The organism is Arthrobacter sp. CDRTa11 (genome assembly GCF_026427775.1).
Taxonomy (GTDB): Bacteria; Actinomycetota; Actinomycetes; order Actinomycetales; family Micrococcaceae; genus Arthrobacter.
Genome location: NZ_CP044532.1, coordinates 3,147,579 through 3,168,285 on the forward strand (window position 1 = coordinate 3,147,579; position 20,707 = coordinate 3,168,285).

At 63.7% G+C, this 20,707-nt stretch carries 17 protein-coding genes, 2 tRNA genes and 1 riboswitch; of the genes, 1 reads left to right on the forward strand and 18 read right to left on the reverse strand.

Annotation, left to right across the window (positions count from 1 at the left end):
• Positions 1–57: 57 nt before the first annotated feature.
• The 5 genes from F8G81_RS14155 to F8G81_RS14175 all read right to left on the reverse strand — a co-directional run bounded on the left by F8G81_RS14155 (position 58) and on the right by F8G81_RS14175 (position 5,619).
• A complete protein-coding gene (locus F8G81_RS14155; protein ID WP_267279227.1) occupies positions 58–1,410 on the reverse strand; it encodes an extracellular solute-binding protein in 1,353 nt (450 codons plus the stop codon).
• A 120-nt stretch (positions 1,411–1,530) separates the two neighbouring features.
• On the reverse strand, positions 1,531–2,733 hold the full coding sequence (locus F8G81_RS14160; protein WP_267279228.1) for an ROK family transcriptional regulator: 1,203 nt from the start codon (positions 2,731–2,733) through the stop codon (positions 1,531–1,533).
• Positions 2,734–2,920: 187 nt separating this feature from the next.
• On the reverse strand, positions 2,921–4,126 hold the full coding sequence (locus F8G81_RS14165; RefSeq protein WP_267275356.1) for a class I SAM-dependent methyltransferase: 1,206 nt from the start codon (positions 4,124–4,126) through the stop codon (positions 2,921–2,923).
• A 4-nt stretch (positions 4,127–4,130) separates the two neighbouring features.
• Complete coding sequence (locus F8G81_RS14170) at positions 4,131–5,231, reverse strand: FAD-dependent oxidoreductase (protein WP_267275357.1); 1,101 nt, start codon at positions 5,229–5,231, stop codon at positions 4,131–4,133.
• A gap of 16 nt (positions 5,232–5,247) precedes the next feature.
• Positions 5,248–5,619: a zinc ribbon domain-containing protein YjdM gene (locus F8G81_RS14175; RefSeq protein ID WP_267275358.1), complete on the reverse strand. Its 372-nt coding sequence runs from the start codon at positions 5,617–5,619 to the stop codon at positions 5,248–5,250.
• A gap of 204 nt (positions 5,620–5,823) precedes the next feature.
• On the opposite strand from F8G81_RS14175, the gene F8G81_RS14180 reads away from it, so the two are divergent.
• The gene (locus F8G81_RS14180) at positions 5,824–7,128 is read left to right on the forward strand and encodes an SAM-dependent methyltransferase (protein WP_267275359.1); all 1,305 of its coding nucleotides are present in this window, start codon (positions 5,824–5,826) and stop codon (positions 7,126–7,128) included.
• Positions 7,129–7,333: 205 nt separating this feature from the next.
• On the opposite strand, the gene F8G81_RS14185 is transcribed toward F8G81_RS14180, so the two are convergent.
• The 13 genes from F8G81_RS14185 to F8G81_RS14245 form a co-directional block, all read right to left on the reverse strand.
• A complete protein-coding gene (locus tag F8G81_RS14185) occupies positions 7,334–10,138 on the reverse strand; it encodes an AAA domain-containing protein (protein WP_267275360.1) in 2,805 nt (934 codons plus the stop codon).
• 349 nt (positions 10,139–10,487) lie between these two features.
• Positions 10,488–10,563, reverse strand: a tRNA-Ala gene (locus tag F8G81_RS14190).
• Positions 10,564–10,760: 197 nt separating this feature from the next.
• Positions 10,761–10,833, reverse strand: a tRNA-Ala gene (locus F8G81_RS14195).
• 101 nt (positions 10,834–10,934) lie between these two features.
• On the reverse strand, positions 10,935–11,336 hold the full coding sequence (gene rsfS / locus F8G81_RS14200) for a ribosome silencing factor (protein WP_267275361.1): 402 nt from the start codon (positions 11,334–11,336) through the stop codon (positions 10,935–10,937).
• 47 nt (positions 11,337–11,383) lie between these two features.
• A complete protein-coding gene (locus F8G81_RS14205) occupies positions 11,384–12,676 on the reverse strand; it encodes a hypothetical protein (protein WP_267275362.1) in 1,293 nt (430 codons plus the stop codon).
• Between the two features lie 8 nt (positions 12,677–12,684).
• A complete protein-coding gene (nadD, locus tag F8G81_RS14210) occupies positions 12,685–13,299 on the reverse strand; it encodes a nicotinate-nucleotide adenylyltransferase (RefSeq protein ID WP_267275363.1) in 615 nt (204 codons plus the stop codon).
• A gap of 55 nt (positions 13,300–13,354) precedes the next feature.
• Positions 13,355–13,579, reverse strand: a complete 225-nt coding sequence (locus tag F8G81_RS14215; RefSeq protein WP_267275364.1) for a hypothetical protein — start codon at positions 13,577–13,579, stop codon at positions 13,355–13,357.
• A 76-nt stretch (positions 13,580–13,655) separates the two neighbouring features.
• A complete protein-coding gene (locus F8G81_RS14220) occupies positions 13,656–15,020 on the reverse strand; it encodes a glutamate-5-semialdehyde dehydrogenase (RefSeq protein ID WP_267275365.1) in 1,365 nt (454 codons plus the stop codon).
• 26 nt (positions 15,021–15,046) lie between these two features.
• Complete coding sequence (gene proB / locus F8G81_RS14225; protein ID WP_416377146.1) at positions 15,047–16,183, reverse strand: glutamate 5-kinase; 1,137 nt, start codon at positions 16,181–16,183, stop codon at positions 15,047–15,049.
• A 4-nt stretch (positions 16,184–16,187) separates the two neighbouring features.
• Positions 16,188–17,777 (reverse strand): GTPase ObgE, encoded by a 1,590-nt coding sequence (obgE, locus tag F8G81_RS14230; RefSeq protein WP_267275367.1) that lies wholly within the window; start codon positions 17,775–17,777, stop codon positions 16,188–16,190.
• A 118-nt stretch (positions 17,778–17,895) separates the two neighbouring features.
• Positions 17,896–18,159 carry a 50S ribosomal protein L27 gene (gene rpmA / locus F8G81_RS14235; RefSeq protein WP_009372867.1) on the reverse strand — a complete coding sequence of 88 codons (264 nt, stop codon included), beginning with the start codon at positions 18,157–18,159 and terminating at the stop codon, positions 17,896–17,898.
• A gap of 59 nt (positions 18,160–18,218) precedes the next feature.
• Complete coding sequence (gene rplU / locus F8G81_RS14240) at positions 18,219–18,527, reverse strand: 50S ribosomal protein L21 (protein WP_247045937.1); 309 nt, start codon at positions 18,525–18,527, stop codon at positions 18,219–18,221.
• Positions 18,528–18,867: 340 nt separating this feature from the next.
• Positions 18,868–20,481 (reverse strand): bifunctional hydroxymethylpyrimidine kinase/phosphomethylpyrimidine kinase, encoded by a 1,614-nt coding sequence (locus F8G81_RS14245; RefSeq protein WP_267275368.1) that lies wholly within the window; start codon positions 20,479–20,481, stop codon positions 18,868–18,870.
• Positions 20,464–20,561, reverse strand: a riboswitch (TPP riboswitch). Its footprint overlaps the gene before it by 18 nt.
• Positions 20,562–20,707 lie beyond the last annotated feature (146 nt).

Genomic DNA, 20,707 nt, shown 5'->3' on the forward strand with positions numbered 1-20,707 from the left:
CGCTGGAACCACCGGCAGGAGACGGACCCACCCCCTGCTGCGGAGAACCTGCACCGGCTACTTCCGGACGGTTTTGTCTTCGCCCACGATGCCTTTGACGGCGGTGTCGTAGTCCGCGGCTGCCTGTTCCGGGGACCTCGCGCCGGTGATGACGGCTTCCGTGGCCTCCTGGACGGCAGCGGAAATCCTGGGGTAATCCGCAGTTGCCGGCCGGTAGCGGGTGACGGACACCAGCTCGGACACGTCCTTCACGAACGGGTTGGCGGCCTGGTAGCCGGAATCTGCTGCAACATCCTTCCGGACGGCGATCTGTGAGCTGGCGATATTGAAGGCCAGGGAATTCTTCTGGTTCAGGGCAGTGCTCAGGAAATCAAAAGCCAGATCCGGATCCTTGGTGCCCGCACCGATGGCCAGTGTCCAGCCGCCGGACATGCTGACTCCCCCGGGTGCCTGGCCTTTCTGGGTGGGGAAGGCGGCCACCCCCATGTCCTGCTCATATCCGGGCCATTCGTAGCTTCCACCCTTCTGCCAGAACGACGGCGAGTAGGATCCTTCCACCGTGGCGCCCATCTTTCCCTGCGGGAGCCATTCGCCGAACACCTTTTTCCAGACGTTCGCATCAAGGGCCTCGGCCGGGGAGACGGCCAGTTTCTCGTCGTACAGGGTTTTGAGGAAGGCGAGCGAGTCGGTAAAGCCCGTCGAGCCAACTACCCACTTTTTGGCGTCGGCGTCGTACAGCTCCGACCCCGTTCCATAGAGGAGCTCATAGAAGCTTTGCATCACGGTTCCCTCACCGGTGCCTTTGCCCGCATACATGTTGAACGGCACCACGGAAGGGTCGTTGGCCTTGATCTTCCTGGCCGTGTCCAGGATGTCCTGCCAGGTCCGCGGCTCCCACGGGACGCTGACGCCGGCGGCTGAAAGAACCTTCTTGTTGTACCAGATGGCACGGGTATCGGTGCCGACCGGGACTGCGTACGTGCCGCCGTCGTCGCCCAGTCCGGCGGCCTTCGCGCCGTCGTCGAAACTGTCCCAGTCCTTCCATTCCTGCAGGTGGCTGTCCAGCTTCAGCAAGTAACCGGCGTCGACGTCGGAGCGGACCTTGAACGTGTCTTCGTAGAACACGTCAGGGGCCGTGGAAGGGGAACGCAGGGCAAGGGCAAGTTTGGTGCCATAGTCAGCGTCATCGGCCTGGATGGGCTCCAGCTCAACCGTGACGCCCTGGTGGGCGGCCTCAAACTCTGCCTTGGCCGCTTTGAACATATCGTCCAGGGCGGTGAAGGAATTGGTTTTTTGGTAGACCACCTTCAGGGTCTTCGTCTCGGCTTCGGGAGAAGCAGGGGAACAGGCAGCCAAGGCAAAGGCTGCGGACGCGATGAGGGAGGTAATTTTCAGTGCCCGGCGACGCATGGTGCTCCATTCAGTCAATGGCGGCAGTCCCCGTTGTCTGCGGGCCCCCAGCCGCGGCGATATCCACATGCTAGAGTGGCCCCCCGCAACAGGCAAGACGCCACGGTTTGTGAAGTCGGTTCAGCTTTCGAGAAGGAGGCGCTGGGCCCGGGGAGCCAGCATATGTTCCAGGACCAGGCACGCCGCACCGATGGCGCCCACATCCTCACCTACCCCGGTACCAACCACTTCGATGGTGTGGATCTTGCGCGCTGCACTGTTTGCGTCCAGCAGGCCGGGCACCTTCTCCAGGTAGCGCTGGGACATCCTGGTCCAGAAAGGTCCGCCGAACACCACCCGTTCCACGTCCAGGGTGTTGGTGACCACCGCTACGGCGCGGGCCACCAGGGTGGCGGATTTGTCGATGATGCCCAGGGCCCGGGTGTCGCCGGCATCGGCGAGGTCGCACAGCCGGGAAAAACTCTCCTGCACCTCGGCACCCGTGGTGGCCGGCCGGGTACCCTCGAGGATTCCGGCTGCTTCTGCCTGGGCCACCAGCACCTGCGGGATGCATGATGATTTCACGCAGCCGCGCAGACCGCAGTCGCATGAGGGACCGTCCGGGTCCACGATGATGTGCCCGATCTCGCCGGCGTTACCTGACGTTCCGCGGACCACTTCGTCGTTAAGCACGATGCCGCAGCCGATGCCGGTCCCCATGTACATAAAAATGAAACTGCCGGCGCCGCTGGGGCCGCCCGCCCACGTTTCGGCGACGGCGGCGCTGGTGACGTCCTTGTCCACCAGCACGGAGTAACCGGTGGCCTCAGCCAGGGCGTTGCGCAGTTCCACCCGGTCCCAGCCGGGCAGGAGCGGCGGCTCCACCACTGTTCCGTTATCCAGGTCTATGGGGCCGGGAGCCGCCAGCCCCAGGCCGGCGATCTTGGCGGTGTCCACTCCGGAGTCTGCCACGAGCTGCACGATTTCCGCGGCAATGGTGGAGATCACGGCGGCCGGATCGTTGCCCCCGGGAGTCTTGATCCTGGAGTGCTGAACCACCGCGCCTACCAGGTCCAGCACCACAAAGGTTGTCACGGCGGGGTCCAGGTGGACGCCGATGGCGTACATGCCGGACGGGTTGAGGCGGAGGATGGTGCGCGGCTTTCCCGGACCGCTGCCTTCCTTGCCTGCTTCAATGATCAGGTGCTGGTCCAGCAGGCGTCGGGAGATGTTGGAAATCGTCTGGGGTGAAAGGCCCACGATCTGGGCGAGCTCCACCCGGCTGAGCCCGCCGGAAGACCGGCGGATGGCGTCCAGGATGACGGTGAGGTTGAAGTCCCCCATCCTGGGCAGGTTGGTTCCGCGCCTTGGCGAGGGCTGGCGGATCTCGGACACGGTGTCCCCTAAACGTCTTCGGCCAAAAATGAATGATGTCTGAATCGTACGTTACCCCTTGACGGGCGCCCAGATGCGGAATTGGGGTACGGCGCGCAGCCGAAAGGGCAGGCTGGGCCGCAGGCCGTCACCGTGCCTATCCCAACGGCAGCTTCCGGCTGGCCGCCACCGTGAACTTGGGGTTCTGACCCTTGACGGTGGTAGGGCCAACCAGGCGGTCCAGCGCCGGCAGGTAGTGCAGGTGACGGTTGAACACCGTCCAGAGCTCACCGCCGGGGGCCAGAACCCGTCCGGCCGCCTCGAACAGCTTGATTCCGGCGCCGGCATGGACGCTTGACCCCAGGTGGAACGGCGGGTTCAGCAGGATCAGGTCAGCACTTCCGTCCGGCATGGTGCTCATGGCATCATCCTGCAGGACACTGATCCTCTGGCCGAGTCCGTTGGCCCGGGCAGTGGCCCGGGCGGAGGCGACGGCCGCCGCCGACTGGTCAGTTGCCGTCACCGTCGAATCAGGGTATTCCCGGGCATACATGGCAGCCAGGATGCCGGTGCCGCAGCCCAGGTCGACGGCGTTCCGGGCGGCAGGCATCTTCGGCAGGAATGTGAGGAGGAACCTCGTGCCGATGTCCAGCCGCGGTCCGGCGAACACGGCTCCGTGCGCGGCAACGTCCAGTCCCAGCTCCGGCAGGTGTTCCACCGGGGGAAGAGGAACCGGCCCCGAGGGCGGCTGTGGGCCACGGGCCAGGATGACACGGGACTTCTGCCGGGCAAGCTGCGGCTGGACCGTGCCAAAATGCCGTTCCAGAACCGCGTTCATGCCCAGCGACATGTGCTTGACGCGGCCGCCGGCCAGCAGCACGGTGTCCGGTGCTGCGTAACGCGCCACGGCATCGGCAATCTCTTCAAGCTCCGCAAGGCTTCTGGGCAGCTGCAGGAGGACAATGCCGGCGCCGGACAGCAGCTCCTCGCCAAGCGGCAACTGGACAAACCCGGCTCCGGCTCCCCCGGCGTCGGAGCCCAGGCCCAGTGCCAGGGCATTGTTTCGCAGCGCACGCTCCCCCGTGATGAGGTCCTGGTGCACCCTGACAGTTCGGATGCCCAGGACCGACAGGCAGCCGAGGGCGAGTGCGCCGTAGCGGTCACCGATGACGGCGACTTTACTGTCGGCGTCGGCCAGCTCTGCAGCGGCTTCCAGGAGGAGCCTGTCTGTGGCGTCCCATGCCTGGAGGTTGGGCGCTTCCACGTCCGGGTGCCGCCGAAGTGCTCCGAAGACATCCTCGAGACTGTTCCGTGCCACGTGCTGGGTGCCGCCTGTTCTATCGGTGGGAAGTTCCTGGCTCATGCGGTCAAGCCAAAATCTTGGGGTCAGGCAAATCTACCGCCTCCGCCTGCGGCCGCAGGCCGGGAAGCTTCAGGAGGGCCGCCACTGCTGCCCTGCCGGCCCTGTTTGCACCGATGGTGGACGACGACGGCCCATAGCCCACAAGGTGAACCCGCGGCTCGGCGGCCACCTGGGTTCCGTCCATGGCAATGCCGCCTCCCGGTCCGCGAAGGTGGAGAGGGGCCAGGTGTTCAAGCTCGGCGCGGAAGCCCGTCGCCCACAGGATCACGTCCGCTTTGACCAGGCCTCCGTCCGCAAGCCGGACGCCGTCGGGCTCAATGGCCGTGAACATGGGACGTCGGTCCAGTGCCCCCCGTTGTGCTGCCGCCCGCAGGGCGGGCGTCCAGATCAGCCCGGTGACGGCCACGACGCTTTGCGGCGGCAGCCCCTGGCGAACACGTTCCTCCACCAGCGCGACGGCGTTGTGCCCGGCCTGGGCATCGAATTCTGCATCCCGCCATTCCGGCTCGCGCCGGGTAAACCAGCTGGTGCTGGTGACCTGGGAGATCTCGTCCAGCAGGCCGACGGCGGAAATCCCGCCGCCCACCACAATCACGTGCTGCCCCCGGAACTCGTTGGCCGAGACATAGTCAGCCACATGGAGCTGCCTGCCGCGGAACGTGAACTGGCCGGGATAGATGGGCCAGAAGGGCCTGGTCCAAGTTCCTGTGGCGTTGATGATTGCCTTGGCCGACCAGTCACCGGCATTGGTGCTGATTCGGAGCCTGCCGGCCGGATCCGCATCCTCCCTGGCGACGGCGGCCACTTTGACGGGCCGCCGGACGGCCAGCCCGAGTTCCTGTTCGTAGGCGTCAAAGTAGCGGGTCAGGAATTCCGAGCTGGGTTCCGCCGGATCCACGGCGGGTTTGCCGATGCCGGGGAGGTCGCTGATGCCGTTGACGGTGGCCATCCGCAGGCTCTTCCAGCGGTGCCGCCAGGCACCCCCCGGGCCCGCTTCGGCGTCGAGCACTGTGTACTCCAGCCCCCGGCGCTGGAGGTGATAGGCGGCAGAAAGCCCGGCCTGGCCCGCGCCAATAACCACAACGTCGGTAAAGGAGGTTTCCATCGGATGCCGGCTCTGCCTAGACCTTCTTCACCACTGATGATTTCAGCTGCAGAGGACCAAAGCCGTCCACCTTGCAGTCGATGTCGTGATCCCCCACTCCGTCAATAAGCCTGATGCCCCGCACTTTGGTACCCACCTTGATGACGCTGGAACTGCCTTTGATCTTCAGGTCCTTGATGACGGTGACGGTGTCTCCTTCTGCCAGGACGTTGCCCACCGCATCCTTGATCACGCGGGCTCCGCCGCCGTCAGTATCCTCCCCGTCACCTGTGGGCCCGGCGGCAAGGGCAGGCCATTCGTGGCCGCATTCCGGGCAGACAAGGAGGGCGCCCATTTCATACGTGTATTCGCTGGAGCATTCAGGGCATGGAGGAAGGGTGGGGTTCACATCCCCATGATATGCGCGCGGACCAAGGCGGCAGCCGCCCGCCTGACCTGCCACTTCAGCCCAAATCACTTCTGCCCAAATCACTGACAGAAGAAGGGAGCGGCCTTAGGGTTGGCCCATGGAACGCGTTCAGGAGTGTTGGCGACGGGATGGATCCCCCGCTGGTGACCTGAATGCCGGACCCGGGGAGAGGGGAAAACGATCATGACGAAAACAACGGGCGCTGCATCACGGCTGGCCAAGGCGCTTGCCATCGTACTGGGCACCGAGGAGATCCCGCTCCGGCTGCGGGCGTGGGACGGGTCGGAGGCAGGCCCTCCGGATGCCCCGGTGATTGAATTCCGCTCCCGGCGTGCGTTGCGCCGGATTCTCTGGTCACCCGGACAGCTGGGGCTGAGCCGGGCGTATGTCGCGGGGGAAGTGGATGCGCCGGGCGACATTTTCGCCGCTTTCAAGGCACTGAGCTCGGCAGGCAAATTCGCCGAACCGGGGCCATTCCGGCCCCTTACGCCGGCAGAACTCTGGACGCTTTTCAGGACCGCCGTACGGCTCGGTGCCCTGGGCCCCAACCCGTCTCCCCCGCCGGAGGAAGCACGCATCTACCGTCAGGGCCAGCGGCATTCCAAGCGCCGGGACGCGGCCGCGATCTCACACCACTACGACGTCGGCAACGACTTTTACGCCCTGGTCCTGGGGCCGTCGATGGTCTACTCCTGCGCGGTGTGGGAAAACCCGGCGGGCCACGAGGATGACCTGCCGGCAGGGCTGGACGCCGCCCAGCAGGCCAAGCTGGATCTGGTGTGCCGCAAGCTGGGCCTGAAGCCCGGGATGCGGGTACTGGACGTGGGCTGTGGCTGGGGAAGTTTCGCCCTGCATGCCGCCCAGCATTACGGCGTCACGGTGGTTGGCGTCACGCTCTCCAACGAGCAGGCGCTGCTGGCCCGTAAGCGCGCAGCCGACGCCGGGCTGACAGAGCACATCGACATCCGGGTCCAGGACTACCGCGATGTTGACGATGGGCCGTTCGACGCCATCAGTTCGATTGGCATGTCCGAGCATGTAGGCCGGGAACAGACGCCGCACTACGTCGCCCGGCTGCATGATTTGCTCCGCCCAGGCGGCCGGCTGCTCAACCACGCCATTTCCTGGAATGCCGGTCCCACCAGTCCTGATCCGGACTCGTTTATCCCGCGCTACGTCTTCCCGGACGGCGAAATGCTGAGCCTTGGCGAGATGGTGACGGCGTTGGAGTCCGGCGGGCTGGAGATCCTGGATGTCGAGGCATTGCGGCCGCATTACGCGCTGACCCTGCGGGCCTGGGTCCGGCGGCTCGAGGATCATTGGAACGAGGCCGTCGGGCTCACCAGTCTGGGCCGGGCCCGGGTCTGGAGGCTGTACATGGCATCGAGCGCCCTGGGATTTGAGGCCGGCCTCACAGGAGTGAACCAGGTTCTGGTGCAACGGCGCGGCGGAGCCCAGCCCCCGCTGCGCCGGACGGAATGGCTCTGACTCAGCATTGGTTGCTTGAGAGAAAAGTGGTTGCCTAACAGAAAAAAGAGCCACCCTGACGGGTGGCTCTTTTTTGTGGATAGTGAATCCTGTTGGTGGAGCTGGAACGGCACGCCATCGCGAGCATCCTCATCGAGCCTCTTTGATCGCGGCGAGACCGCCGTACCCACGCGCAGGCGGGTCGTCATTACACCCGTACCCACGCCTAAGAGGCTCTTCCCAGACTATGGTCCAGCGCCTGGGTAATGAGTTTGTGCTCTTCACTGCCAGTGGTCCTTAACCGCAACAGTGGTAGGCCGACGGCAGCGAGGACTTCGTTCTTAAGCATGTCGCGGGCCAACTGAACGGGGTTGTTCTCGTGATACGCGAATCCGTCGATCTCGATGGCGAGGAGCGGTGAACGGGTGACGCGGTTGTAAACGACGATATCGACCGACGAGCGACGGCGGACAAACGCAGCCTGTCCGCCTGTCAGATCGGCCAGCCTCGGTACTAGGTTCCGTACCAGGACTTGGGGTACCGCCTCAAGTCCTGCGTACTGTTCCTGGCTAAGGATGTCGCCAAGGATCGTCCACACGATGTCCTCCGATCGCTGCGGCAGCTGCCCGCGCAGTCGGGCGGCAAGGGGCCGCAGCCGCGCCGAGTAGCTGCGATACAGCAAGTCGAAGACCGACACGATGGTGCTGTCGACGATCTCATTTTCTGGGTCTCGGTAGCGAATGTAGCCCATGAGGTCCCGAAGGTTACGACTGGTGGGCAGCATCCGGTGATCGGTGACGAGGATGAAGCGTTCTGCGGCTCGGGAGACAGCGACATTCACAAGCCGTGGGTCATCAACGAACCGTACGCCCCCGCGGCCGTTGGCACTGTCATCCAGGACTGCGCTCATGATAACCGCTCTTTTCTCACGCCCTTGATACCGATGCACGGTGTCCGCCTCGACGCCGCCCTGTGGCCCAAAGGCAGAGCTGAGCGCATCGGTGACAGCGGTGACCTGACGCCGATATGGGGTAGCGATGCCGATGTCCTCCAGGAAGATGTCAGCACAGTAGTGCGGGATCACCTCATTCAGGATGACGTCCACCTCACGTCGGTTTGTCCGCCCACCGCCCCGGTGCTCGCGCATGTGGTTGCCTTCAACGGTTCGGACCAACATCATCGGGCGAGAATCGGGCGTGCTGGTGGTGAGCGGGATCAACTGGCCACCATAAAACTTCTCGTTGCAGAACCCAATGATGGCTGGATCGCAGCGGTAGTGTTCCCGCAGCATCGTCGTTGGCAAACTCGCCCCATAGAGGCACTGCAGCGAAGAGAGGATGCTGTGGGCCCGGTAGTCGTACTCAGGCGCAGGGGGAACTGTGTCCTTGCATGCTTTCTCGTCGACGATGTGCGCAAGTTGTCGTTGATCACCAACCACGACGACACGTCGGCAGGATGATAGGGCCAACGCAACGGTGAGGAGGTCGACTTGGGATGCCTCATCGATGATCAAGTAATCAAGCAACTGATCCTCACCGATACTCCCGCGAAGTGAATGGCATGTGCTGAGAATGACTGGATAGTCACGGTTGAAGGCACCGAATTTACGCCGATAGGAACGCGAGTCATACTCGACGCGCTCCTGACTCGCGTAACGGTCCCGGAGAGCGGTGCGAAGCGTCCGCTCCGACAAAACCCGATATTCTTCTAATTGACCGGGAAGGTCCTCGTGTTCGAGGCGTCGTTCAAATATTGTGATTTCTTGGTCCAGCTCCGCAATACGGCGATCGTAGTAAGCGTGTTGGACACGTAACAGCAGGTCCGTGTCGCTCTGGTCGGTGCCGCGTAGAGGACCATACTTGATTAGCAGCCGTAGTCTGCGCAGCCATCTCAGAGGTCGGGATCGGTGTTCCTCGAGTTGGGTGTCCACAAGATAGCTGAGAAGGTGCTCCGATGAGCGGCGCAACAGTGGCAGCCCGTCGAGATCGCGGATGTCCTGGCCATGGAGGAATCGTAGGAAGTGTTCGCGCTCCAGTCTGTGCGCTTCCGCCTCCTGTTTCAGTGCCGCTAGGCTCCACTGCACATTTTGAAGAACGTTCAGGCGGGCTGCGAGGACCGCGACTTCAGAGGCTTCCGGGCTAGCCACCTTGGCCACCTTCAACATCTCATCAACGGTGGAATTTCGGGCTACTTGACTGTTGAAGAACAGGTCTCGCTTCTCGCGACGCCCAAGGTTGGCGACGACGTAACCATAGCCTTCCCGCTCTAGTTTGGCTCGGACGTTCTCCACTGCGGCATTGTTAAACGAGACCACGCCGACGCTCATGCCTGGTGTAGCGATAAGCGTGCTGATCACGTTCAGAATTGTCTGAGTCTTCCCCGTACCTGGTGGGCCTTCGATAACGGATATAGGGAACCGCAACGCGTTTTGTACTGCCGTGCGCTGGCTCAGATTGGAATCAAATGGAAAGATCGGGCCAACAGCGGGATCCTCGCCGTCGCCTATAGGTTGCCCAGTCAGATACCGCGCCAGGACGCTCTCTGGATGTACATCTCTAAATCGGTTGTACGCGAACTGCAGCGGATTGGCTTCGTTGTCTATATGAGGCATCGATGAAACGATGCGGCGCCAATATGCCAGTACGCGCCCAGCTCCCGGGTCCCGCATAACACTTCCAAGGATGCGCACGTCCTGCTCCGCAAACAGCTCATGCCGTACCGACGACTCACCGCCTGAAAAGATCCGTAGCCAAGCCCCGGCAGGTCCCTCAAACCTGTAAATACTGGTGGCATCACGCAATCGGTTACCGCAAACTTCGATCCAGTCGTCATCCGCGAACGGAATCTCGACCGGGTCGGACAGTGAAAGTACCTTCCCAGCCCCGTAGCGATACGTTTTGCGACCGCGGGTGAACCGCACCAGCGTGGCGTCGCCGTCCACCGCGTGAAATTCGACTTCTGCAGTCTTGTCCTTCCAGCGGGCTTGCTCAACCGACCAGAACATCACCGCTTCAGAGCGGGGATCAACCACGTTGGTCTCCTCGTTGGTTCTGCAGGGCGGTGTCAGCGTCCAAAAGATGGCGTCCGACGTAGCACCGATCCTCTCATACCGACTCGGCTCAAGGTCTGCCAGCAGCCATTCCCAGTCCGCACGGTTGGATCATCTGCACATTCTGGGGGGAGTTGCTACCGGCCACCGATCTAGAACCGCGTTTGTATGATCTGAAGGCCACCTCACCCAGGAAACAAACGGAACGGGGCACTCTGCAGCTACTATCCTTAGCGAAACGGAAAGGGAACCACCAAACTGGTGGTTCCCTTTCCGTATGCCGCACTCGCTTAGTCCATTGACTCCGTTGATGATTCAAACACCGTCAATATGGTGGAGCTGAGGGGACTCGAACCCCTGACCCCCTGCATGCCATGCAGGTGCGCTACCAGCTGCGCCACAGCCCCAAAACTTTGTTTACTCTGCTGACCTGGGTCCGCGAAGCAACCTGATTAGCTTAGTGGAGATTGGGCCCAGATGCCAATCGGGGAACATCGTCACCAGCCCAGTCAGGATGAGAATGGAGGCGGCGGAAATCCTGGCTGCACTCCTTTGGGACAACAAAAAATCCGCCGGAATCTTTCGATTCCGGCGGATCATCCGGTGGAGCTGAGGGGACTCGAACCCCTGACCCCCTGCATGCCATGCAGGTGCGCTACCAGCTGCGCCACAGCCCCGAATCTTCATTGCTCCGCGGTTTCCCCGGAGCAACTCAAATATCTTAGAACAGCATTTCCGAAAATTCCAAATCGGGCATATTCGAACCTGCCGACGCCGGTTATTCCGCTTCAGTGGAGGCTGTGGCCTTCGCAGAAGTGTCGTCTCCCAGCTGCAAATCCACCACCGGGCAGTCCTTCCACAGGCGCTCCAGTGCGTAGAAAACGCGGTCCTCTTCGTGCTGGACGTGGATGACGATGTCAGAGTAGTCCAGCAGCACCCAGCGTCCGCCGGAGCGTCCTTCGCGCCGCACAGGGCGGAGATCCTGCTTCGAAAGTTCCTCTTCAATGCCGTCAACGATGGCGTTGACCTGGCGTTCGCTGGGTGCTGAGGCAATCAGGAAGACGTCAGCAAGCGCCAGGCGTTCGCTGACATCCAGGGCAACGATGTCCTGGGCAATCTTGTCCGCGGCGGCCTTGGCGGCTTGGCGGGCTATGGATATGGATGAATCTGATGCAGACACGTGACTCCTTGTTGTTTTTCTAAGCTTTGTTGTGTGGCTCAGCCTGATCAGCGCGTGATGCCGCTGATGATCAGGATGATGCCGGATATGAGGGCGACGATCCCGAAGGCCAGGACCGCGAACTGCACGAGGCGCATCCGCTTGGCGCGGGCCAGCCCTGCTGTGGCCGCATCCAAAGGTTCAAGCCCGTGGGCGGAACGGGCGGGGATGCGGGGATGGTCATCAAAAAGGTCATCCAGGTTTCCTGCCGGTGTGCTTGCCGGCCGGGAGGCCGGAACGGACACAGCGGGCCTGGACCGTGCGGCCCGGGCAGCTGCTTCAGCACGGGCAATAACCCCTGAGCGGCCGCTGGCGGCTGCCGAAGGACCGGTGCCTGCCGGACTAGCACTGGTGGAGGGTTTCCGCCCCTTGCCGTTGGAAGGCTGCAACCGCGGACCGGGGTTGGTGACCACCGGCACGTAGGAAGTCGCGGGCGGCTTCATGACAGGACGGTCCACGCCCGGGACCTGGACAAACTCCAGGGGCGTGACCATCGCGAGATTGCTCGTTGCCGAGGGGGCCGGCCGGGAAACGGCGGGCTGTGCGGCCGGCGTTGATGCCTGCATCGACGATGTTTGCGGTGCCGGTGTTTGAGAGGCCGATGTTTGCGGGGCCGCCTGCTCGGCGAGCTTCTGTTTCGCCATGGCCCGGCGGTTAAGCACGGCGGCGCGTTCCGCCAGCGCAATCTGCTCAGCGAGAATATCGGGATCAACGGCCTCGGGGTCCAATGAAGCGATGTGCTCCATTTTGGCGAGCTGGTTCTTGGCCTGTTCGGCAATCAGGGACCGCGCGGCCAGTGCCTGCTCAACGCTGATGCCATCCGGAATGCCGGCCCCCCTCGAAGAGGAAGCAGACGAAGAGGGAGCAGGCTGAGAAGCAAGAGGCTGGGACGGAGCAGGCTGCGATGGGGCAGGCTGCACCGGCACGGCTTGAGCAGCGGCATCCCGCGGGGAGTCAGGCGCCTTGTCCGGGGCGGGCGGAACAATCGGGTTGGCCGACGTGACGGCCTGCTCCTTGAGCTGCTGAAGCCGCCGCTGCCTGCGGGTGGGAGGGCCGCCGGCCGCCAGCTGTTCCTCTTTTTCCTCGAGTTCCTTCAGCGTGCGGAGCGTTGCACGGTCACGCGCCCGGATTTGCGACGAACGCTGGGCCTGAAGCTCGTTGGGTGATTCTGCCGGCCTTGAAGGCGGTTGTTTTGAGGCAGGCGAAACCTGGCCCGGGCCTGTTGACCCGGTAGCCTTTTGCTCATCTCTGGCCTGCCGCAATTCGCGGCGGCTGCGGACGGGGGGCTGTTCCTGACTCATTTAAAAACTCATTCAGTGCTGGCTGGTTCGGCTGTTTCGGAAGCAGGTACGTCCGTGGGCGTTGTCCCCTTGGAGTACAGTCCATATTTTGCGATGTATTGCACAACGCCGTCCGGCACGAGATACCAGACGGGGTTATGCTCGGCCACCCTGGCGCGGCAGTCTGTCGACGAAATCGCCATGGCTGGCACCTCGAGCAGGCTGACGTCCTTGCGGCCCATGCCGTCGAGTATGTGACCTGGCCTGGTCACCCCGACGAAATGCGCCAGGGACCAGAGTTCGTCGATGTCTTTCCATGACAGGATCTGGGCAAGCGCATCAGCGCCGGTGATGAAGAACAGATCAGCGTCCGGACGCTGGGTCCGCAGGTCACGCAAGGTATCAATCGTATACGTGGGGCCCGGACGGTCAACGTCCACCCGGCTGACTGTAAAGCGGGGGTTCGATGCGGTGGCGATCACCGTCATCAGGTAGCGGTGCTCGGGCTCGCTGACGTGCTTGTGCGTTTTTTGCCAAGGCTGCCCGGTGGGAACAAAAACGACTTCGTCCAGGCCGAACTTGGCAGCCACTTCACTGGCCGCGACCAAGTGGCCGTGATGGATGGGATCAAACGTCCCGCCCATCACGCCCAGCCGCAGCCGGCCCTTGGCACCGTTATGGTGCAGGACGCGTGAAATGTTAGTGGCCCTGGCCGTGGTCGTGCTTGTTGGGGTGCTGGCGGTGCGGATCGGCGTGCTCTTCCGTGGCTGCGTGGCGGTTGCCGAGGTTCGAGTAAGAGAGGGTGATGAACATCATGACCAGCAGGATGGCGAAAATCACAGCGCCAAACACCCACGGCTCGGCCCACAGCGGGGCGAGTTCCTCATGTTCTGCAGTGGACGTGGCTATCTGCTGGAGCAGCATTTTCTCCCCTAAGGCTCAAGGATGTGGCGGCGGATCTTCCCGCCGTTCAGGACTTCTGTACTATGTTACCGCGTTGCTACCCGCGGACTTGGCCCTCGCCCTGCACGATCCACTTGGTGGTGGTCAGTTCAGTCAGCCCCATCGGACCCCTGGCGTGCAGCTTCTGGGTGGAGATACCCACCTCTGCACCCAGGCCAAGCTCGCCGCCGTCGGTAAAGCGGGTGGAGGCATTGACAATGACGGCCGCGGAATCCACCTCGGCGATAAACCGCTCGGCATTCGAGAGGTCGTTGGTCAGGATGGCCTCGGTATGACCGGTGGACCAGGTGCGGATGTGCTGGACTGCCTCATCCAGGCTGTCCACCATGGCCACTGCGAGATCGAGGTCCATATACTCCGTGGACCAGTCCTCGTCGGTTGCCGGCTCCGACTCGATGGAAGCAGGCAGGGCCGCGCGGACGCGATCGTCGGCATGCAGGGTGACGTTGGCGCCACGCAAGGCAGCAGCGACTGCGGGCAGCACGGTGGACCGCGAATGGACCAGCAGGGTCTCCACCGTGTTACAGACGCTGGGCCTCTGTGTCTTGGCGTTCAGGAGGATCTCTACCGCCATCTCCTCCGTGGCCGACTCGTCGATGAAGATATGCACGTTGCCCTCACCGGTTTCGATGACGGGCACAGCGGAGTTCTTAACGACAGTCTGGATGAGTTCGCGTCCGCCCCGGGGAATCAGGACATCCACACGGCCGCGGGCACCCATCAGGGCGTTGGCGCCCTCGCGTCCGTACTGGTCTACAGTCTGCACGGCATCGGACGGCAGCCCCACCGAGTCCAGCGCCTCCCGGATCACGTGGACCAACGCCTCGTTGGTGGCTGCGGCGGCAGTGCCGCCCCGGAGGATAACGGCGTTGCCGCTCTTCAGCGCAAGTCCCGCGATGTCTACGGTGACGTTGGGCCGGGCTTCGTAAATCGCCGCCACAACGCCCATGGGTACGTTGACCTGGCGCAGGCGCAGCCCGTTGGGAAGGGTCTGGCCGCGGACCACGTTGCCCACCGGGTCCGGCAGGGTGGCCAGGTTCTCCAGGGCGGACACGAGTCCGTCGATCCGGGCTTCCGTCAGCGTGAGCCTGTCCAGCAGGGCTGCAGAGGTGCCGTTGGCCTTGCCGGCGGCGACATCCTTGGCATTCGCAGAAAGGATGAGGTTCTTCCGCTCCAGCAGCGCCGCACCGATCGCCTGGAGCCCTCGGTCCTTCCAGGCGCGGTTGGCCCTCGCCATCCGGCGTGCCGCATGGCGTGAACGGTCAGCCACGGCGTGTACCGCCGCTTCGACGTCTTCAACTGACAGCGGGACGGCAGAAGAATCCGGTGTCTGCGGAGCAGCGGAAACCGCAGTGTTGTCCCCGGAAATCGCAGCAGAATTATGGATCAGTGCCTCAGTCATGATCCAAGTTTAGGCGAGCCGGAGACTTAGACCAGCACCAGGTCATCAACGTGAACAACTTCACGGTCATACCCGCGTCCCAAGGCCTTGCCCAGTTCCTTGGTGGATCGGCCCAGCATCTGCGGCAGCTCGGCCGCAGAGTAGTTAACCAGGCCGCGCGCAATGACGGTCCCGTCGGAGCTCACCATCTCGACGGCGTCGCCCGCTTCAAAGTCCCCGTCCACAGCGGAAATGCCGGCCGGGAGCAGTGAGGTGCGGCGGTGGCGCACGGCTTTGACCGCCCCGTCGTCCAGGATCAGCCGGCCGTGCACGGAGGCAAGATGCGCCAGCCAGAGCAGTCGGACGGGCTTGCGGGCCCCGTTGACGGTAAACCAGGTGCCCACGTCCTCGCCGGCCAGGGCGGCGGCGGCGTTGGCCGTAGAGGTGACCAGGGCGTGGATTCCGGAGCCGGCCGCAATGGTGGCGGCTTCCACCTTGGTCATCATCCCGCCGGTACCAACCCCGGCTTTGCCGGCTTTGCCGATGGAAACACCGTCCAGATCGTGCGGGCCTTCCACCAGGGGGATGCGCTTGGCACCGTGGGACGGCGGGCCGTCATACAGGGAGTCGACGTCGGACAGCAGTACCAGCGCGTCAGCCCTGACGAGGTGCGCGACGAGGGCGGCCAGCCGGTCGTTGTCGCCGAACCGGATCTCGTGGGTGGCCACGGTGTCGTTCTCATTGACCACCGGCACCACACCGAGGTTGAGGAGGCGGTCCAGGGCGCGGAACGCGTTGGTGTGCTGGCTTCGGCGCATCAGGTCATCGGCGGTGAGCAGGACCTGGCTGACGGTTACACCGTGGGCACCAAACGCCTGCGTGTACCGTGCCATCAGCAGGCCCTGCCCCACGCTGGCCGCGGCCTGCTGGGTGGCCAGGTCGCGGGGACGCTTGGCCAGTCCGAGGGGCGCGAGGCCGGCCGCAATGGCGCCGGAGGACACCAGGATAATCTCGGTGCCGGCGTTCCGCTTGGCCGCCAGGGCGTCTGCAAGGGCGGTCAGGGCCTCTTCCGAGATGCCGCCTTTGATGCTGGTCAGCGACGACGAGCCCACCTTGACAACGATCCTGCGTGCCGCCGAGAGCACACTTCTGTCCGCGGACCGGTCTGCCGGTACCGCGGCCATGGTGCTACTGGTCATCTTCTGCGCCCAGTCCACTCTCCTTGAGAGGCTTTGCGATCCGGCGGCTGCTGACGGATTCGGTCCAGATGCCGGCCTTGCGCTCGGCTTCCAGCTCTGCCCGGGCGGCTGCCTTTGCATCCTTGCGTTCCTGCTGCTCGTCACGCTTCTGGCCACGGGTGGGACGGTCGCCGATGTCGGCGAAGCGGACGTCGGTGCCGCGGGGGGCAGCAAGCAGCTCCGCTCCGGCCATCATGGTGGGCTCCCAGTCGAAGACCACACCGTCGTCTTCGCCGATTACCACGGTGTCACCGGGTTTGGCGCCCTGCTTGAACAGTTCGTTCTCCACGCCCAGCTTGGCCAGGCGGTCCGCCAGGTAGCCGATAGCTTCCTCATTGGTGAAGTCTGTCTGCTTGACCCAGCGCACCGGCTTTTCGCCCAGGACGCGGAACAGCGGTTCGAGGTTCTTTTCCTCGCGCCGGATCTTGAACCCGGACTCATTGACGGCGCGGGGCCGGAGGACCGGAGGCTGCACCTTGGGCGGTGCGGCGGCCAGGGTGTCACGGGCCGACTGGACGATTTCCGCCATGGCAAAGCCGAGCTGGCGCAGGCCCGCATGGCTGGTGGCCGAGATCTCGAAGACGCGGTAGCCGCGTGACTCCAGTTCGGGGCGGACGAACTCAGCCATGTCCTTGCCGTCCGGCAGGTCCACCTTGTTCAGCGCAATCAGCCGCGGCCGGTGGTTCAGCGGGACAACCTCACCGTCGGTACCCGCGTAGCTCATATCAACGGCGTACTTCTCTAGTTCCGCCTCGATGATCGCCAGGTCCGAGAGAGGATCACGGTCCGACTCCAGGGTGCCGCAGTCCAACACGTGCACCAGCGCGGCGCAGCGCTCCACATGGCGCAGGAAGTTATGGCCCAGGCCCTTGCCCTCGCTGGCGCCTTCGATCAGGCCCGGGACGTCGGCAATGGTGAACCGGACATCTCCAGCCTGGACCACGCCGAGGTTGGGGATCAGCGTGGTGAAGGGGTAGTCGGCAATCTTGGGACGTGCGGCCGACATAGCAGCGATGAGGCTGGACTTCCCGGCAGAGGGGAAGCCAACAAGGGCGATGTCCGCGATGGACTTGAGCTCCAGGACAACGTCGCTTGATTCGCCTTCGATACCGAGGAGTGCAAAGCCCGGCGCACGGCGCTTCTGGGATGACAGCGAGGCGTTTCCCAGCCCGCCCTGTCCGCCCGCGGCCGCGACGTACTCGGTCCCTTCGCCGACGAGGTCAGCAAGGACAGTGCCGTCCTTGGACTTGACCACGGTGCCGTCGGGGACCGGGAGGATGAGGGTCTCGCCCTTCTTTCCGCCGCGCCAGTCCCCCATGCCGGGGCCGCCATTGGTGGCGTGGCGGTGCGGGGCGTGGTGGTAGTCCAGCAGCGTGGTGGTCTGGTGGTCAACGCGCAGGATGACGTCGCCGCCGTCGCCGCCGTTGCCGCCGTCGGGTCCGCCCAGGGGCTTGAACTTTTCACGGTGGACGGAGACACAGCCGTGACCGCCGGTACCGCCGGATACATGCAGTACTACCCGGTCTACAAAGCTCGCCACGTGGATCTCCTCAGTGCTGTTTCCTGGACGCCCGGAGGCGACAAGATGATTGTAATGCGGTTAAAAGAACAGTGGAGCGGACCAAAAATGGCCCGCTCCACCGCTTCAGAACTGGATGTTACTCTGCAGCTGCAGCAGCAACGATGTTGACTACGCGGCGACCGCGGCGGGTGCCGAATTCGACAGCGCCCGGGGTCAGTGCGAACAGTGTGTCGTCGCCGCCACGGCCTACGCCTGCACCCGGGTGGAAGTGGGTGCCGCGCTGGCGAACAATGATTTCGCCTGCGGAAACTACCTGGCCACCGAAGCGCTTGACGCCAAGGTACTGGGCGTTGGAGTCACGACCGTTGCGAGTGGAGCTCGCGCCTTTTTTATGTGCCATTTGAAATGCCTGCCTCTAAATTCTGGGGAATCTGCTGAAAACCTGAACAGTAACGCTAGTTACTTGATACCAGTGATCTTGACCTTGGTCAGTTCCTGACGGTGACCCTGGCGCTTCTTGTAACCGGTCTTGTTCTTGAACTTCTGGATGACGATCTTGGGACCACGAAGGTCCTGGAGGATCTCAGCCGTAACAGTTACCTTGGCCAGGTCCGCAGCGGCGGACGTGATCTTGTCACCGTCTACCAGGAGCAGTGCGGGCAGCTGAATGGTGCTGCCGGCTCCACCGGTGACGCGGTTCAGGGTAACGAAGTCTCCAACGGAAACCTTCTCTTGGCGGCCGCCTGCGCGGACAATCGCGTACACCACTTGGGAACTCACTTCTCTCGACGTTTATTACTAAATTTGCGTGCGGAACCTGGGTCCATGTTTGGCTGGCTCCCGCTGTGCCTCAACGCCGTGGATTCGCAAAGGAACCCGTGAGCTATCCCGGTTGCAATATCCGCTCGTTGTCCAAGCGGGCTGCTTCCAGGGTCATAACCCAAGTGTTGGCGTAAGCACCGAAGATCTAGAATACGCTAATTTTGCCTTCGGCCGCAAATGAGGCTGGTTCCGGCGGGTTGTCTGTGATAGGCACCACAAGGTGGGCGGCACACTGACATCCGGAACCGTGCCCGACTATCATACCGGCTCCGGCGCCCGCAGGCGATCAGGCGTGCAGCCGCGGCGCGTCGAAGAATTCGACCTCGAAACGGCAGGATTGCCGGAATGCCAGGATCATCGCTGCGCGCTCATCCTCCGATCCCCGCCGCCCGGCGTCGTCCGCCATGGCTATTGCCTGCCGGGTGGCGGCGGCAAAGTCTTCGTCGGCGTAGGTCCGCAGCCAGGCGGCGTACGGGTGGGCAGCCGGTTCGCCCGCTGCCAGGAATTCTGCGTGAAGCGTTTTGCCCACCTCCGCATACAGCCAGAAGCACGGAAGCACTGCGGCCACCAGCACCGCATAACTGCCTGAAGCCGAGGCAGCGAGCAGATGATCGACATAAGACTTGGTGACAGGACCCAGGACCGTCTCCGTGGTCCTGGTGCTGAGCCAGCTGCGGTGCAACTCGGACTCAACCTCCAGGCACTGCTGGGCAGACCTGGCCCAGAACAGCTGCTCCGCCTCGGTGGGGGCCAGGGCGCTGGCACGGGCGAGCACCCGGGAATAGCCGTTCAGGTACGTGGCGTCCTGGGCGAGATAGTAGGCGAAGTGCTTTTCGGCCAGGCTGCCGTCTGCAAGGTCCTGGATGAACTCGAGTCCGTAGATGGCCTCAAGGTCCGGCGCCGCTGCTGCCCACAGGACGTCGGCGAAGTCCCCCGGCGCCGGAGGTGTCCGTCCGGCATCTGCCGGCCCCGGCTGTGGTTGCTGAACGTGATGGAAATGATGGATGGGCCCGTTGCCCGATCCAACCTCGAGCTCGGCGGAAGCCTCCAGCGCGGCGGCAAGCCAAGGCTTCACCTGGCGCAGGGAGGCTTCCCAATCGCCCAGCCGTGCCTGCGTGGTAGCCATTGCCGAGGACAGCGAACAGCCGGTGCCGTGGCTGTTGCGGGTGCGGATCCTTGCCCCTGGCACTACGACCACTTCCTCAGAGAGCACTCCCCCGGTGTTGACCAGGGCATCCGGACAATCGCCGCCGTCGAGATGGCCGCCCTTGACCAGGACCGTGGCACCCGTGGCGGCGGCCAGCCGCCGGCCCTGCTCCAGCGCCTCGGGCCAGCTTCCCGCCTGCGGCTCGCCAAGAAGTATCGCCAGTTCCGCCAGGTTCGGGGTGATCAGGTCCGCCAGCGGTAAAAGCCCCTGAAGCGCAGCCTCAGCCGATTCGGCGAGCAGCCGGTCCCCGCTGGTGGCCACCATCACAGGATCCAGGACGACGACGGCGGGGCGCACCTTCACCAGCCAGCTGCGCACAGCAGTCATCACGTCGGCATCACCGAGCATGCCGATCTTGACCGCATCAACGGTGATGTCGTCGCTGATGGCATCCAGCTGCCGGGCCAGGAACGAGGCCGGGGGAACGTGCACGGCACGGACACCCTGGGTGTTTTGGACGGTGAGGGCGGTGATGGCAGCCATGCCGTAGCCGCCGTGGGCCGCAATGCTTTTCAGGTCGGCCTGGATGCCGGCGCCGCCGGAGGGATCGGAACCGGCGATGGACAGGACGCGTGGGATGTCCCGCAGGACGCCGGCCGCTTGGGGCTGCGTCAGGGTGGATTGCGTTGATGTTGCTGTTGCTGATGCGGGCGCTGCTGGAGGCAGGACTGATGTTGACGACAAAGAAGACATCCCTTCGCCGGTGCTAGCCGGACAGGTTCAACGGGTGTGGATCTCAGCCGGCCTTCTGCGCGGCACCCCGTGTCAGTCACCCAGCGTAGCGTTTTTGGGTGGAATCCCTGTTAAAGGTGACGCCGGGGCTGCGTCCAGTGCTGTTCCCTCCGTGGATACCCCCGACTGCAGCCCCCTGTTAAGAACGCATGCCAGATAAAGGCTAGTGCCATAAAAGGCGAGTGCC